This is a genomic window from Marvinbryantia sp. (genome assembly GCF_047017445.1).
Taxonomy (GTDB): domain Bacteria; phylum Bacillota; class Clostridia; order Lachnospirales; family Lachnospiraceae; genus Marvinbryantia.
Window position 1 is genome coordinate 45,832 of record NZ_JBKXTT010000003.1, and the last position, 15,470, is coordinate 61,301.

The 15,470-nt window shown below is 49.0% G+C and carries 12 protein-coding genes and 1 pseudogene; 12 read left to right on the plus strand and 1 reads right to left on the minus strand.

The window, feature by feature from the left end; translation table 11 throughout:
- The first annotated feature begins 198 nt into the window (after window positions 1-198).
- The 5 genes from ACLU9Q_RS04015 to ACLU9Q_RS04035 all read left to right on the plus strand — a co-directional run bounded on the left by ACLU9Q_RS04015 (window position 199) and on the right by ACLU9Q_RS04035 (window position 4,900).
- The gene (locus ACLU9Q_RS04015; protein ID WP_298515665.1) at window positions 199-1,989 is read left to right on the plus strand and encodes a sensor histidine kinase; all 1,791 of its coding nucleotides are present in this window, start codon (window positions 199-201) and stop codon (window positions 1,987-1,989) included.
- Window positions 1,982-3,130, plus strand: coding sequence for a response regulator (locus ACLU9Q_RS04020; RefSeq protein ID WP_298515662.1), 1,149 nt, complete (start codon window positions 1,982-1,984; stop codon window positions 3,128-3,130). The genes ACLU9Q_RS04015 and ACLU9Q_RS04020 overlap by 8 nt, the downstream gene beginning before the upstream one ends.
- 69 nt (window positions 3,131-3,199) lie before the next feature.
- The gene (locus ACLU9Q_RS04025; protein WP_298515659.1) at window positions 3,200-3,667 is read left to right on the plus strand and encodes a helix-turn-helix domain-containing protein; all 468 of its coding nucleotides are present in this window, start codon (window positions 3,200-3,202) and stop codon (window positions 3,665-3,667) included.
- 294 nt (window positions 3,668-3,961) lie between these two features.
- Window positions 3,962-4,435 (plus strand): type III toxin-antitoxin system CptIN family toxin, encoded by a 474-nt coding sequence (gene cptIN, locus ACLU9Q_RS04030; protein ID WP_298515656.1) that lies wholly within the window; start codon window positions 3,962-3,964, stop codon window positions 4,433-4,435.
- Window positions 4,436-4,621: 186 nt separating this feature from the next.
- A complete protein-coding gene (locus ACLU9Q_RS04035; RefSeq protein WP_298515653.1) occupies window positions 4,622-4,900 on the plus strand; it encodes an extracellular solute-binding protein in 279 nt (92 codons plus the stop codon).
- 149 nt (window positions 4,901-5,049) lie between these two features.
- Here ACLU9Q_RS04035 and ACLU9Q_RS04040 read toward each other — a convergent pair whose 3' ends face one another.
- Window positions 5,050-6,522, minus strand: a complete 1,473-nt coding sequence (locus tag ACLU9Q_RS04040; protein ID WP_412624679.1) for a transposase — start codon at window positions 6,520-6,522, stop codon at window positions 5,050-5,052.
- A 156-nt stretch (window positions 6,523-6,678) separates the two neighbouring features.
- Between ACLU9Q_RS04040 and ACLU9Q_RS04045 the strand changes: the two genes are divergently transcribed.
- From ACLU9Q_RS04045 to ACLU9Q_RS04075, 7 genes and pseudogenes are all read left to right on the plus strand, one after another.
- Window positions 6,679-7,665 carry an extracellular solute-binding protein gene (locus tag ACLU9Q_RS04045; RefSeq protein WP_412624713.1) on the plus strand — a complete coding sequence of 329 codons (987 nt, stop codon included), beginning with the start codon at window positions 6,679-6,681 and terminating at the stop codon, window positions 7,663-7,665.
- A gap of 142 nt (window positions 7,666-7,807) precedes the next feature.
- On the plus strand, window positions 7,808-8,713 hold the full coding sequence (locus ACLU9Q_RS04050; RefSeq protein ID WP_006860719.1) for a carbohydrate ABC transporter permease: 906 nt from the start codon (window positions 7,808-7,810) through the stop codon (window positions 8,711-8,713).
- A gap of 3 nt (window positions 8,714-8,716) precedes the next feature.
- A pseudogene (locus ACLU9Q_RS04055) lies at window positions 8,717-9,555 on the plus strand (carbohydrate ABC transporter permease).
- Window positions 9,556-9,572: 17 nt separating this feature from the next.
- Window positions 9,573-11,360, plus strand: a complete 1,788-nt coding sequence (uidA, locus tag ACLU9Q_RS04060; protein ID WP_296831204.1) for a beta-glucuronidase — start codon at window positions 9,573-9,575, stop codon at window positions 11,358-11,360.
- Window positions 11,361-11,378: 18 nt separating this feature from the next.
- Window positions 11,379-12,578 (plus strand): glycoside hydrolase family 88 protein, encoded by a 1,200-nt coding sequence (locus tag ACLU9Q_RS04065; protein ID WP_006860722.1) that lies wholly within the window; start codon window positions 11,379-11,381, stop codon window positions 12,576-12,578.
- A 357-nt stretch (window positions 12,579-12,935) separates the two neighbouring features.
- On the plus strand, window positions 12,936-14,726 hold the full coding sequence (locus tag ACLU9Q_RS04070) for an ammonium transporter (protein ID WP_296831201.1): 1,791 nt from the start codon (window positions 12,936-12,938) through the stop codon (window positions 14,724-14,726).
- Window positions 14,727-14,831: 105 nt separating this feature from the next.
- Window positions 14,832-15,362 carry a TetR/AcrR family transcriptional regulator gene (locus tag ACLU9Q_RS04075; RefSeq protein WP_296831199.1) on the plus strand — a complete coding sequence of 177 codons (531 nt, stop codon included), beginning with the start codon at window positions 14,832-14,834 and terminating at the stop codon, window positions 15,360-15,362.
- Window positions 15,363-15,470: the final 108 nt, after the last annotated feature.

A 15,470-nucleotide genomic window follows, 5' to 3' on the forward strand; every position in this document is an offset into this window, starting at 1 on the left:
TCTTAAATAATTACGCTTTGCCGTCGCGGAAAAATCCGCGGCGGTTTTTTTAATGCATACGACAAAAACGTCTGGTGGATGTTTTTTAGTTAGCGTTGCTGACCCAAATCGCGCATCAGGACCTGCGGGCGGTCCTGAATTTCCGCAGGCGCGGCAAATACAAAAAAGAAGATGATTTTCAACGGAAAAGAAGCTATAATGAATAAAAGACGTCTGATTTTCCGGAAAGCGAGGGACGGCAGGGTGAGTGAGGCAACTGTTGCAGAAAAGAAAAAGAAAGCGGCGCACAAAAAGCCGCGGTTTCAGCATAAAGTGCTGGTGAGTATTCTGGTACCGGTGGTGGTTTTCTGCATCGTGACCAATCTGACCATCGGCGCGCTGTTCGGGCATGAGCTTATGATGAAGAAAGTCGATACCGAACGGGGATACCTGTCCGTGATTTACTCGTATCTGGAGGATGCGAAGAACAATCTGGACACGCTGGCGCTGTATGCGGAGGGAAGCCTGGCGGTGCGCGACGCGATGAAGAACAGCAGTCTGGAGAGTGTTCGGGCAAAGAGATATGCGCTGGACGCGCAGGAAAAGCTGGCTACCGCGCTGAGCGCAAGTCCGGTGGAGCGTTATGTGGACAATATGTTCCTGATTAACAGAGCCGGCGTTAAGATTGTGGTTACGTCGGGCACGGGTGTGGTTCTGACGGATCAGATTCTGGAAAGCCCGCTGTTTGAAAAGGCGGAAAAGGGAAGAAACGCGGTTGCTGAGATTACGGAGTCGGTGGTGGATAAGGGAGAGCGAAAGCTTTCTTACCTGTATCCGCTCGACATGGAGCAGAATAGCTTTCTGTATATAGAAGTAAGCGACCGCATGATTACGGATTTGCTGGCGCCCTATGCCGATGCGGCGGAGATTGTGATTCAGAGCACGGACACCGGCGATGCGTGGTATTCGTCGCCGGAAATGGAAGAGCATATAAAGGACAGAAGCATAACATCGCGGTATTATGAAGAGAAAACAGAGTTTATGCCCTTTTCACTGTCCGTCGCGGTGCTGATTGACGCGGGAATCTATTCGATGGAGAACCGGTACGTATTCTGGGTGCTGCTGACGACGGTGATCCTGGTCATCTGTATGGGACTGGCGGTATCCAGGCTGATTTCCAGAAGGATCACCCAGCCGCTCGGCAGACTGAGCAGCCACATCAATTATCTGGCGGAGACGAAGCTGCTCACTGTGGACGAGACGATTGAAAAGGGTGAGGACGAGGTGGCGGAAATCGGACGGGAGTTTAATCATCTGGTACGGCGCATCAATCACCTGATCGAGCAGCAGCGGGAAATGTACGAGCAGAAGCAGAAGCTGAGCATGGACGCCCTGCAGGCGCAGATTAATCCGCATTTCCTTTATAATACGCTGGATTCTGTGCGGTGGATGGCAGTGATACAGAACGCGGATAATATTGCCAATACGGTGATGAGCCTGGAAAATCTGCTGCGGAATATGGCGAAGGGAAGCGGCGATAAGGTTACGCTGCGGGAGGAGCTGTCACTGGTGCAGGATTATGTAAACCTGCAGCAGGTGCGGTATATGGAAGTTTTTGACTATATCTGTGAGGTTCCGGAGGAGTATCTGGATTATCTGATCGTGAAGATGACCATGCAGCCGATTATTGAGAACGCGATTGTCCACGGCATCGAGCCGACCGGAACCTATGGCGTGATACGGGTGTATGCGCGCGCTGAGGGCGGAGCGCTTTACATTTCCATAGAGGATAACGGGATAGGCATGGACGGAACGGAAATTCGCGAAATTCTGAAAGCGAAGAAGAACAAAAATTCCATGAGCGGGATCGGCGTGACAAATGTGGACGAGCGTCTGAAGCTGATTTACGGTCCGGATTATGGTCTGATCTTTGAGGGAGAAGAGGGGAAATTTACCGGAGTTACCATACATATACCAATGGAAACGGGAAAGGAAGAGAGCGATGTATAAGGTCATGCTCGTGGACGACGAGACGCTGATATTATCCGGGATAAAGTTTCTGATAGACTGGGAGAAAAACGGCTGTGTGATTGCGGCGACTGCGGGAAACGGGCAGGATGCGCTGGAAAAAATCCGCAGACTGCAGCCGGATATTGTGCTGGCGGATATCAATATGCCGGTTATGGACGGAATTACGCTGATGAAGAAGGTGGGCGAGGAGTTTCCGCATATTGTTTTTATTATTCTGACAAATCTGGAGGAATTTGAGCTGGCGCGGCAGGCGCTCCATTACCGGGCGGTGGGCTATCTGGTGAAAAGCCAGCTTGAGGCGCCCGCTCTGGAGAAGGAGCTGGGGCACGCGAAGGAGGAGCGGGAAAAAAGAAATCAGCTGATGGTGGTGAATGCGGCGGATTATTTTGAGAAAAAGCAGCAGGAGGATGTCCTCAATAAGGCGCTTCAGGAGACCATTTTCTTCCGCCGGGGCACGCCGGGTGAGAAATATGCGGAATTTCTGAAGGATGCGGGGGTGTTTTACCGGTACGCCTGTTTTTACATTCCGTTTGACTTTGCGGCGATGAGCAGCGGACAGCCGCCGGAAAAGGAAGAAAAGGCAAAGACGATGGAGTGGATACGGGAGCTGGCGAAAAAGACGGCGGAAAAAATTTTCCGGCAGAATTATATTTTTCTGGATACCGGCGGGGTGAACAGTCTTGTCCTGTTCGTTTATGCAAGGGGAGACTCCTGGGAGCAGGAGGCGGAGTTTTTCGGGCGGAAGCTGACCAGCACCGTGAAAAATATTACCAGGGCGGAGTGCCGGGTATTCTGTACAGGAATCTATGAGAATGAGGATGGACTGAAACAGTGCGCCGGGGAATATCAGACCCTGATGGAACGGTACTATCTGGGAGAGGAGGAAGAAAGCGGCATTGCCACTGAGCACGACGGGAGTGGAAGGCTGTCTGCCGGGCGCGCCGGAGAGAACGTGATATCTGTGGGAAAGCACGCTGGCAACGGCGCGGGCGGATACGAATCTCTGGGACTGCAGGGAATCGGACCGCAGCTTTATCATGAGATTATGCGGAAAAATACGAAGGGAATACAGGCGCTGCTTGACAGCGCCAGGACGCGCGTGCAGAATACGAAGCACTAGAAGAGCCAGGCAATCTGGCTTTTAAATGAGCTGAACCGGGAGGCGACCGAGGCGCTGAACGGGCTGGGCATGATGGAAAATTCCTCCTACAGCCGGGTGAGCAGTGCCGCGGAAATTGAAAATATCAATACGCGCAGGCAGGTCCTGCAGTGGCTGGACATGCTGAGAAACACGCTCCTGGATATCGTGGGGAACGGTGAGAATCCCGGAAACCAGATTGCCAGAGGAGCGCGGCAATATGTGCTGGAAAATATCGAATCCCATGTGGGACTGCAGGAGGCGGCAGATCATCTGGGTGTTTCCGCCGGGTATCTCTCCACCATCTTTAAGCGGGAGTACGGGCAGAGCTTTATCGATTTCATAAACAGCACGAAAATCGAATATGCCTGCCGTCTTCTGGAGGAAAAAGAACTAATGGTGACGGAAATCGCCTGCCGTCTCGGATATGAAAATGCCTATTACTTTTCGAAGGTATTCCGGAAATACACCGGCATGTCCCCGACCAGCTATCAGAAGCACGTGACAGAGGCGGAGTAATTTCAAAATATTTGAATATAATAAAATGTGGCAGAACTGAAAATTCTGTTGCATTTTCATCAGATTTTGTTATACTATAATTACAGAAGTAAATGTTTGCCGTTTGTTATGCAACGGGGTATAAGAAGTATAACATGTAATGTTGCCACTTGCCGATGGTGTGGGGTATAAATAATTCGGTGCGTAAATATTTGCCACTTGCTATACAGGTGGGATAAAAGTAGTATAGTGTGTCAATGGATCCCCATCAGTCTCTGATTAGTTTCTGGTGGGGATTTTGCATAGGGAGAAATAATGGAAGTAACGCAGGGATATTCGTATCATATCAAGGATGAATTTTTTGATAAGATAAAAGACCGATATTTGATGAGTAATAAAGAAAATGGAAATTATCGTCCTCATTTTCTGGCAATCCAGGACAGTAAGAATAAAGAATTGTACTGGATGATTCCGATCAGCTCACAGGTAGATAAGTATAGAGTTATTATAGAAAAGAAAATAAAGCGATATGGGAAATGTAACACTATTATCATAGGAACATTTGCCGGAAAAGAGAATGCTTTTCCTATATTAAAGAAATATTTTGACCATGTACATACTGTTGAGGGCATACCGGTCGTTATACATAGCAAATTGAACAGGGAGCTGACGGTTAATCTGCGAGAGGTTCTTGCCATGTATAGGCACGGGATTCGTTTGATATTTCCGGATATTGAGTATATACAAAGAAAAATGGAAGAAGAGCAGAATGTTTCCGTTCAGCCATGAGCTGAAAAAAATACAAACAGATGAAAAAAGTAACAGCCCGAAAGCCGGAGAGTAGAAAAAAGTACAAAAACTCTCCGGCTTTTTTGATTCCTTTTTTCCTGTCCGGTTTATATAATGAATTCATCAAAACAAGGGATACATAAATGAGTGTATCGGCAAAATCTAAAATCACAGGAGGATATAGTTATGAGAAAGAAACAGGTAATGGCAATGGCACTGTCTGCTGCAATGGCAGCCGGCGTACTTGGCGGAACAGGAATCATGGCAGCAGCGGAAGATACGGTTACGCTTACCTTCCCGGTATGGGACCTTGCAAGCACCCCGTATATCCAGGATGTTGTGGATGGATTTGAGGCGGAGAATCCGAACATCAAAATCAATATCGTGGACATTGCGGCGGCAGATTATGTGACAAAGCTTACCACCATGCTGAACGGCGGTTCTGAGTGCGATATCGTATATTAGGTAATTGCGAAACTCGCAATGCTCGTTCACAATCTTGAATCCAAACAAGGAAGAATTCGTATAGAGTACGAATCCTAAGATGAGAAGTGGATAACTACCGTTTTTAGGCGCACTTTAATAAGCTACAGGCTTTATAAAGTTAATAAGACCTAAGCGATGAGTGGTTTCAGACTTCGTATGTATTCATGATGTTTGATTTTGTCTGCAAGAACAACTGTAATGAGTTGGGTGATTCCAGCAAGAATTAAGTCTGCATGCAATGTTTTCTCATTCTGAGTACGACGTCCTGCAAGACAGAGATTCTCTTTTATGTGATTGATATCTCTTTCTACTGCGGTTCTGATTTTGTAAGTGTTATCCCATTCTTCGGTTCCACGAATGGTTCCGGGATAGGCACGAAGATCTTTTTCAGGATAAACATAGATCATACGTCCACACTCAGAAGTAGTACAGGGATTATCGCAGATACAATGTCTATGATATTTTCCGGTTGATGCATCCTTAACATACTTTATCTTAGGACAGATAAACTTATATCTTTTTAAACCATTTTTTCTTGTAGATGTGCCTTCGTGTTTCATTGGAAGTGAATCATCATTAGGGCAGCAAGGGATGCCGTTTTCATTCACTTTACAATCAGGATTTTTTAATCCGGATCTGGAATTCAGAGGAATGTATGCTTTTTTAAAGTGTTTATTTTCGCCAAAGGTATTGCCTGTCAGCAGTTCTCCATAAAGCTGGCAGGAGTCAAATGCTGCATCACCAAGAAATGTTTTGGGATTCATAAGCGGATGCTTCGCAAAGAAATCTTTTAGTGTAGGAATGAGTAATTTAGCATCATGAACACACTTATCTTCATCAGGAGAATCAGATTTCTTTTCCACAACGATTTCAGGATGTGAGGTCATAAAGTCTTTGTTGTAAAAAGATATATGCCGGATAATGCCAAGACCATTGGTAATAATGCCAAACTTGAAGACATAGCAAAAATGACCATTAATGTATAACTGTTTAATTTCTGGATTTGCGGATGCGTGTGTTGGCATAGAACCATAAGCTGCTTTATAAGGATCATAACTCTTGTCGAAGCTGTTAGCTTTGGCATAAGCTTTGAGTTGCCTGATAATACGATTTGCGTATTTCGGATTATTTTCAGTAACGAAAGCCTCAATGCCAGAAGAATCAAAGATGGTCATATCAGCTTTTGAAGAATCAATAGCATGACAGATTGGTTCGGTTAATTCAACAAGGTTATCAAAAACAAGCTGAAGGTCATCCATAAAGTCCTGTTTGAAGCGGGTGATTTTAGAAGCATCTGGAACTTTAGTGAAACCACAAAATTCACGCAGTGGTTTTGAATAAGCAAGAAAAGTTAAAAGAAGCTGGTCTGTGGGAATAGAAAAAATACGCTGAATAATCAACGCCCATAGCAAAGCGCTTAAAGGGTATTTACGGGTTCTGCCCGTTGATGCATAGAAATGATTTCGAAAAGAAATCGGAACGATCTCATCAATATCGATGTGGTTTTCTAATAGAGACAGAAACCCAGGTTTGTCATTTTCAAATTTATCTTGGCAATCCGAAAAAAAATCTGCCAAAGAAAGCTGTTTATATGGTATCATAGATGTCAGAATAACTCCTTTCTTGGATGCATGGTTTATAGTTTTTCGTCAACTCTATTATACCATATCCGGTGAGGGGTTATTTGTTTTTTGTGGTTAAAAAATGCCGTATTTATGCGGCATTAGGCGTTTCGCAAACGCCTAGATATCGTATATATCAAGGAGGCGGACGGCACGCCTTCCTATGCGGACAAGGGACAGCTTGAGGATCTGACTTCCTACATCGAGGCGGACGGAATCGATACCTCCAAATTTGTGGGATACAACGATTTCAATCTGGACGGCAAGCAGGTAGCGCTCCCATTCAAGACCGACTACTATGTGCTGTACTACAATAAGGACATTTTTGACGCAGCAGGCGTTGACTATCCGAGCAACGATATGACCTGGACAGAGTGGGAGGAAATGTGCAAATCGCTGACGAGCGGCGAAGGAAACGACAAGATTTACGGCGGATACCTTCATACATGGCAGGCATGTGTGCAGAACTGGGCAGTGCAGGACGGTGCGAACACCATTCTCGGACCGGACTACAGCTTCATGAAACCGTACTATGAAATGGCTCTGAGAATGCAGGAAGAGGGAACCATTATGGATTATGCAACGCTGAAGACCGGCAACATCGCCTATGCTTCTCCGTTCCAGCAGGGCACCGTAGCGACGCTGCCGATGGGAACCTGGTTCTCCTCCACGATGATTGCGAAGGTAAACGCAGGCGAGACAGATGTAAACTGGGCAATCGCAACCCTTCCGCATCCGGATGGCGTAGAAGCAGGCAGCACCGTTGGTTCCACAACACCGATGGCTATCAATGCAAACTCTTCTCATAAAGAAGAAGCATGGCAGTTTATCAAATATGCGTGCACAACAGCAAACGAGATTCTGGTAAAGAACGGACAGATGCCGGCTTACCAGGATGACACTACACTGGAATCCCTAGCGGCTCTGGAAGGTATGCCGGAGGGTGCGGCAGAAGCGCTGAAGACCGTCAGCGTGGTTGCAGACAGACCGGTAAATGTTTACTCCGCAGAAGTAAACCAGATGCTGGGTGAAGAGCATTCCCTGATTATGATTGGTGAAGCGGACATCGACACGGTGCTTGCGGAAATGGCAACACGTTCCCAGGAAATCCAGGGAGAGTAAGGGGATGACGTCAGGCGTCACGGACGAAAAACAGGAAATTCATAAAATGCCGAGAGCATCATAGATTAACCGGCAGGGCGGCAGGAGTAACTGCCGCCCTGTTTTGCACTGGATTCTGACGCAGAACGGGAAAGGAGATTCAATGAATAAAACAAAAGGAAACAAAAAAGGGCTTTCGCTTGCCCTGAGGCAGAATATCGTGGGATATTCCTTCATTCTGCCCAACTTCATCGGGTTTTTCATCTTTACCTTTATTCCGGTAATTTTCTCCCTCCTTCTGAGCTTTTCCCACTGGGATGGCTTTACGGAGATGGAATTTGCGGGGCTTGACAATTTCATAAAGATATTTAAAGACAGAATTTTTGTACAGTCTATCTGGAAAACGGCATATTTTTCTATCTTCACCGTGCTGTTTTCTATGGTGGCGTCGCTGGGGCTTGCGCTGCTGTTGAATCAGAAGATAAAGGCGAGAGGATTTTTCCGCTGTGCGCTGTTCTTCCCCTATGTGGCGTCTGTTGTGGCGATTTCCGTTGTGTGGAATGCCATGCTGCAGCCGGATTACGGTCCCGTGAACGAATTTCTGAAATTTATCGGAATTGCTAATCCGCCGCGCTGGTTCGCTTCCACGGACTGGGTAATTCCCGGACTGATTATTGTGAATGTCTGGAGAAACATGGGCTATTTCATGATTATCTATCTGGCGGGGCTGCAGAACATCGATGAAAGCCTGTATGAGGCGGCGGCGCTCGACGGCGCGAAGGGCTGGACGCTGTTCCGGAAAATCACCTGGCCGCTGCTTAGTCCGAGCACCTTCTTCGTTGTCATGATGCTGGTCATCAACTCCTTCAAAGTGTTCGACCTGGTATGGCTGATGACGCAGGGCGGACCGGGAACCGCATCCACCATGCTTTCGCAGTACATCTACAACCAGGCGTTTGTTTCCTGGGATTACGGAAAATCCTCCGCTGCGGCAATGATTCTGTTTGTAATCGTAGCGCTGCTCACCGTATTCCAGTTCAAAGCAGAGAAAAAAGTGGTCAATTATTAGGAGGTGGCAAAAGTGACAAAAAAGAAAAATCTGGCAGGAAGCGTGCTGGTTTATGTACTGCTTATCGGACTGACGGTGCTCACGCTGACACCGCTTATCTGGATGCTGTCTGCCTCGCTGAAGCTTGATAAAGACGTGTTTTCCGTGCCGATTCAGTGGATTCCGGCAGACCCGCAGTGGAGCAACTACGCAAAGGTATGGGAGAAGATACCGCTTCTTACCTTCACCTTTAACTCCCTGAAGCTGACGGTGCTCATCACCATTATCCAGGTGCTCACGTCAAGCTTCGCGGCATACGGTTTTGCAAAATGTAACTTTAAGGGCAGAAATGTGCTGTTTCTCTTTTACGTGGCGACGATGGCCATTCCGTGGCAGGTATACATGCTGCCGCAGTATACGCTGATGAACAAAATGCATCTGGTGGATACGCATATTGGCTACATTTTTATGCAGGCGTCATCCCGTTCGGCGTGTTCCTTATGCGCCAGGCGTTTATCTCGATTCCCAACGAGCTGCTGGAGGCGGCAAGAATTGACGGAATGTCGGAATATGGCATTTTTGCGAAGATAGCGCTGCCCCTCAGCAAGGCGTCCGCCACAACGCTGGTTATCTTCAGCTTTGTGACCATCTGGAACGATTACATGGGACCGATGCTTTACTTCAACACGGAATCCAAAAAGACCATCCAGCTTGGTATCAAGATGTTTATGGGTCAGTATTCCACGGAGTGGGGACTGATTATGGCAGTCTCCGTGATGGCGCTGATACCGGTATTTATTATATTCCTTATCGGGCAGAAGCAGTTTGTGCAGGGCATCGCAAGCAGCGGCATAAAGGGCTGACAGAAAGGACAGAGATTATGTTATATCCGGAAACGACCTCAGGCAGAATGGCTTTTGATTTAAGCGGCATCTGGGAGTTTAAGCTGCTGGAGCCGGGACAGAAAGAGCGGGAGGAGCAGGCGGCGGGAAAATTGCTGAAAAACAGTCTTCCCATGCCGGTTCCCTCGTCGTATAATGATATTTATCCGGGGAAGAAATTTGCCGACCATATGGGCGATATGGTCTATCAGAGAAGCTTTACCGTGACAGAGACGATGCAGCGGCAGGGGCGTCTGGTGCTCCGCTTCGGCGGCGTTACCCACATGGCGTCCGTGTATCTGAACGGCGCGCATCTGGGCTGTCACAAGGGTGGCTTTCTCCCGTTCTCCTTCGATATCACAGAGAGCGCGGTGATGGGGGAAAATCTTCTGACGGTGTATGTAAATAACGTGACAGACTATTCCACGCTGCCCTGCGGCAGGGTGGTGACGGAGCAGTTTCCGGGACTTCCGGAGCAGACCAGAAATCTTCCGAACTTTGATTTCTTTAATTATTCAGGCATTATGCGTCCGGTGTGGCTGTATACGACGCCGCGCTATTACATTGAAGATATTGAGGTGTACGGCAGGATGGACGGCAGCTTTTGCTGGAACATCACATCCGCGGGAGAAGGTGCGGGAGAGACCAGGATCCGTGTACTGGACGCGGAGGGCGCGTGCGTCTTTTCCGGCAGCGGAGCGAATGGCGAAGGAAGGGTGCCGGGCGCGCGGCTCTGGAGCACGGATGACCCGTATCTCTACCGGCTGCAGGTGCGTCTGCCGGGCGCGGACGGCGGGCAGGGCGATGAGTACACGGAAAGCTTCGGCTTCCGTGAGATAGCCATCCGGGACTGCCGCATTCTCCTTAATGGAAAGCCGGTTTATCTGAAGGGCTTCGGCAAGCACGAGGAGGGCATCACCAGAGGCAGAGGAACGGATATTGCTCTGATGGTGAAGGATTTGGGACTGCTGAAATGGATCGGGGCGAATTCCTTCCGGACAAGCCACTATCCCAACAGCGAGGAAATGATGCGTCTCTGCGACAGGATGGGGATTCTTGTGATTGACGAGGCGCCGGCAGTCGGTCTGAACACGGGATTTACAGCCACCGGGCTGCTGGGAGGAAACCCGAAGGGAACCTGGGAGACGCTGGAGACGGCGGAGCATCACAGAACCGTGATGCAGGAGCTGGTAAAGCGCGATAAAAATCATCCGTGCGTCATCGCATGGTCGGTGGCGAACGAGCCTGCCAGCCAGGAGAAAGGGGCGCGGGAATACTTTGAACCGCTGATGGAAGTGACGCGGCAGAACGATATACAGAAGCGCCCGGTTACGATCGTCACCTACGAGGGCTCCACGCCGGAGACCTGCCAGGTGGCGGAGCTGTGCGATTTCCTTATGCTCAACCGCTACCGGGGCTGGTATGATACGGAGGGCAATCTTGAGGGAGCGGCGGCAAAGCTGAAGGCGGAGCTGGAGGGCTTCCACAGGCGCTGTCCCGACAAGCCGGTGATGCTGGGAGAGTATGGAGCGGATACGATCGCGGGTCTTCACGACGTAAACGGCAGGCTTTTTTCGGAGGAGTACCAGACGGCGTTTATGCGCGCGTATGGAGAGGTATTTGATTCCCTGCCCTATATTACGGGCGAGCATGTATGGGTGTTTGCGGATTTTGCCACGGCGGAAAACATCAAACGTGTGGACGGAAATAAAAAAGGTATCTTTACCAGGGACAGACGTCCCAAGCAGGCGGCTTACTTCCTGAAAGAAAGATGGAGCCGCTTATAGGAGAGGCGGAAAAAGAGCATGGAAAAGTGGATAAAAATCGCGGACCTGGAGAATTACCGGGAAGCGGACATGGATGAAGTAAGAGCGGCGATGGATATTGCGGCGGCGCAGGTGGAGCGGAATCTGGACACCTTTACGGAGAAGTTTCCCGGAGCGAACAGCTTTGACAATTTCTATAAGCCGGGTCCGAATGTGGACTGGACGACGGGCTTCTGGACAGGCGAGATCTGGCTGGCGTATGAAAATGCAAAGACGGAGGAAGAGCGGGAACGCCTAAGACGGGCGGGCGAGATACAGGTGGATTCCTTCCTGGAGAGAATCGAGAAGAGAGTGGAAGTGGACCATCACGACATGGGCTTTCTCTACAGCCTTTCCTGCGTGGCAGCATACAAGCTGACCGGCATGGAAAAGGCGAAAAAAGCGGCGCTGCTGGCAGCCGATAATCTGATCAGCCGTTTCCAGCCGGTAGGGGAATTTATCCAGGCATGGGGCGAAATGGGCGCGAAGGATAATTACCGCTTTATCATCGACTGTCTGCTGAACCTTCCGCTGTTGTACTGGGCATCTGAGGAGACGGGAGAAGAAAAATACAGGAATATAGCGGAAAAGCATATCCACACGGCGCTTGCCAATGTAATAAGAGAGGACGATTCCACCTGGCATACGTTTTTCATGGACCCGGAAACGGGAAAGCCGGACCACGGGGCAACCTGCCAGGGCTATAAGGACGGCTCCGCCTGGGCGCGCGGACAGGCGTGGGGCGTGTACGGTACGGCGGTCGGCTACCGCTATACAAAGCGGGAAGAATATATCGGATATTTTAAGCGTGTCACCCGCTATTTCCTGGAGCATCTGCCTGAGGATCTTTGCCCGTACTGGGATCTGGGCTTCGGCGACGGAGATGACGAGGCGCGCGATTCCTCCTCGGCGGTCATCGCGGTGTGCGGCATGCTGGAGATGAGCAAATATCTGGGTGAGGAGGACGCCCGCTATTACACCTCCGCTGCGCGGAAGCTGCTGCGGCAGATGATTGTGAAATACAGCGTGAAGGATCCCGAAAAGAGCAACGGTCTGCTGCTGATGGGCACCTACTCGAAGAAGAGCCCGTATAACACCTGCACGGAGGCGGGCGTAAACGAGTGCGTAATCTGGGGCGACTACTTCTATATGGAAGCACTTCACAGACTGCTTACGCCGGACTGGAAAATTTACTGGTAAGGAGAGCGCGATGAGATATACGCCGAAAGACCAGGATTATGCTGCGGTGGTTACTGTGAATAAAGAGGAAGGTGCCTTATTCGAAGTATAAATATAAAAAATTTATAAAATGCATTTGACAAATCTTAAAAAAAGATTATAATAAACTTCGTAAGAACGAAGGCGTTCCTGTGAAAAACGGGGGCGCCTTTTATGATACAGGATATCATGTATCATAGAACCCTTCGTTCGTGCAGCGGGATTTTTTCATTTCCGTCTGCATAAAATATAGAAATGCTCGGTTATCAAGGGAGATAATTGCCGAAGAGGAGCGGCGTTATCTCTCTTTTTAAGTTGGGCGAAAGAGGAGGAAAAATTATGATGGATGAAATTATGAGTGCGGTAAGCGGTGAAGTCTTTGCCGTCTGGTTCCTCATTGGCGCAGCTCTGGTGTTCTGGATGCAGGCAGGGTTCGCTATGGTGGAGGCTGGCTTTACCAGAGCAAAAAACACAGGCAACATTCTGATGAAGAACCTGATGGACTTCTGTATCGGTACGGTGGTATTTATTGTGATTGGCTTCGGACTGCTCCTGGGAGAGGATGTCGCAGGGCTGATTGGAAAACCGGGACTGGACATTTTTACGGATTTTGCAAATTTTGACTGGTCAAACTTTGTATTCAACCTGGTATTCTGTGCGACGACCGCAACGATCGTATCCGGTGCGATGGCAGAGAGAACAAAATTCCTTTCCTACTGCGTATACTCCGCAGTTATCTCCGCAGTCATCTACCCGATAGAAGCGCACTGGACCTGGGGCGGCGGCTGGCTCGCGCAGATGGGCTTCCACGATTTTGCAGGTTCCAACTGTATCCATATGGTAGGCGGTATCAGCGCACTGATCGGTGCAGCGCTTCTTGGTCCGCGTATCGGAAAATTCACGAGAGATAAAGCAGGAAAGATTACAAAGGTAAACGCTTTTCCGGGGCATAACCTTCCGATTGGCTGCCTGGGCGTGTTTATTCTGTGGCTCGGCTGGTATGGTTTCAACGGTGCGGCGGCTACCACGGTAGATGAGCTGGCATCCATTTTTGTAACGACCACGATTGCTCCCGCTATTGCAACGGTCGTATGTATGATATTCACCTGGATTAAATATGGCAAGCCGGATGTTTCCATGTGTCTGAACGCATCCCTGGCAGGTCTGGTAGCAATCACCGCTGGCTGTGATGTATGCGATGCAACCGGTTCTATCATTATCGGCGCGGTTTCCGGTGTACTGGTAGTATTCGGCGTATGGCTTCTGGATAATGTGCTTCGTATAGACGACCCGGTAGGTGCAGTTGCGGTACACTGCCTGAACGGTATCTGGGGAACCCTGGCGGTTGGTCTGTTTGCAACCGATACAGCTCCGGCATTTGCAAGAGGATTCGGCGACGGCGTTGCCTTTGGTGCAAACCAGATTGCCGGAAAAGGACTTTTCTATGGCGGCGGCTTCCAGCAGCTTGGTATCCAGTTTGTCGGAATGCTCTCTACAGCGGCATGGACGGCAGTTACGATTACTATTACGTTCCTGGCAATTAAGGCAATCTTTGGTCTTCGTGTAACAGAGGAAGAGGAAATCGTCGGACTGGATTCCTGCGAGCATGGTCTTCCGTCTGCATATGCAGGCTTCTCCATCATGGATATTTCAAACACCATGACGATGGAAGTAAACGAAAATACAAATCTTGGAACATCGGATTACGAGGCAGCTTCTCCGGTACAGAAAGCGGCGGCGGTACAGGTGGCGAAAGCACCGGATGTGGAGCCGACCGGCATTTACAAGGTGGTTATTATCTCGAAGCTGTCACGCTACGAGAAGGTAAAGAAAGCAATGAACGACCTCGGCGTAACCGGTATGACTGTTACACAGGTTATGGGCTGCGGTATTCAGAAGGGCGCAGGCGAGATGTATCGTGGAGTTGAGGTCGATGCGACTCTGCTTCCGAAGGTAAAACTGGAGGTTGTAGTCAGCCAGATTTCTGTGGAATCTGTGATTGAATCTGCAAAGAAAGCACTTTACACCGGACATATCGGTGATGGTAAGATTTTCGTATACAATGTGGATAAGGTTGTCAAGATCCGCACAGGTGAGGAAGATTTTGCAGCGCTGCAGGATGTAGAATAAAGTGTGAAAATGCTTCTCATGCGGGGGAAATTATGTTATAATCCTGTCATTAACAGCAGACGACACTAAGAGCCGGGCGAAAGCCTGCATGTGGAGGAACCGGGAATGGCAGAAGATATGAAAAAAGAAATAGCGGAGGCGGCGCGTATACTTCTGATAGAGAAGGGCGTGAAAAAACTGACGGTAAAGGATATCGTGGAGGAATGCCACATCACGCGCCAGACCTTTTACTACTACTTTGAGAATATTCCGGAGCTTTTCCGCTGGATTCTGGAAAGGAAGACAGAGGAGCTGATGAAGGAGGAGCACGGAGGAAACGACGAGGAAGCGGATCTGCGCTATTTCTTTCTGATGGCGATTAATGCGCGGGGCGGTCTGAAAAAGGTGATGGCGTCCAATTACAAAGACGAGCTGGAGGCTCTTCTGAAGCGCCATATCTGTAAAATGTTTGAACAGATTATAGAAGATAAAAATCTGTACCAGGACTGCAGCAGGTTCCAGCTGAAGTGGATCGTGCGCTATCACTGCAGCGCACTTTTGGGAATCCTGGAGGACTGGACGGACGAGGATACGAAAAATCTGGACAGAATCGTTCACGAAATATATCTGTTAATGATGGGAAAGGTATCCCCCTGAACGGACGGATTTATCATTCAAAAAGCTTATGCCGGAGTGTTTGTTTTTACACTCCGGCATTTTTGTAAGTACACACGGAAAAGAATGCCAGTTGAAAGGAGCAGGCGG

What these genes read in the sequence shown, in the direction of transcription:
- ACLU9Q_RS04015 (WP_298515665.1), top strand. Translation starts at nt 199, where the DNA reads ATGAATAAAAGACGTCTGATTTTCCGGAAAGCGAGGGACGGCAGGGTG.
- ACLU9Q_RS04020 (WP_298515662.1), top strand. Translation starts at nt 1,982, where the DNA reads ATGTATAAGGTCATGCTCGTGGACGACGAGACGCTGATATTATCCGGG.
- ACLU9Q_RS04025 (WP_298515659.1), top strand. Translation starts at nt 3,200, where the DNA reads ATGATGGAAAATTCCTCCTACAGCCGGGTGAGCAGTGCCGCGGAAATT.
- cptIN (WP_298515656.1), top strand. Translation starts at nt 3,962, where the DNA reads ATGGAAGTAACGCAGGGATATTCGTATCATATCAAGGATGAATTTTTT.
- ACLU9Q_RS04035 (WP_298515653.1), top strand. Translation starts at nt 4,622, where the DNA reads ATGAGAAAGAAACAGGTAATGGCAATGGCACTGTCTGCTGCAATGGCA.
- ACLU9Q_RS04040 (WP_412624679.1), bottom strand. Translation starts at nt 6,522, where the DNA reads ATGATACCATATAAACAGCTTTCTTTGGCAGATTTTTTTTCGGATTGC.
- ACLU9Q_RS04050 (WP_006860719.1), top strand. Translation starts at nt 7,808, where the DNA reads ATGAATAAAACAAAAGGAAACAAAAAAGGGCTTTCGCTTGCCCTGAGG.
- uidA (WP_296831204.1), top strand. Translation starts at nt 9,573, where the DNA reads ATGTTATATCCGGAAACGACCTCAGGCAGAATGGCTTTTGATTTAAGC.
- ACLU9Q_RS04065 (WP_006860722.1), top strand. Translation starts at nt 11,379, where the DNA reads ATGGAAAAGTGGATAAAAATCGCGGACCTGGAGAATTACCGGGAAGCG.
- ACLU9Q_RS04070 (WP_296831201.1), top strand. Translation starts at nt 12,936, where the DNA reads ATGATGGATGAAATTATGAGTGCGGTAAGCGGTGAAGTCTTTGCCGTC.
- ACLU9Q_RS04075 (WP_296831199.1), top strand. Translation starts at nt 14,832, where the DNA reads ATGGCAGAAGATATGAAAAAAGAAATAGCGGAGGCGGCGCGTATACTT.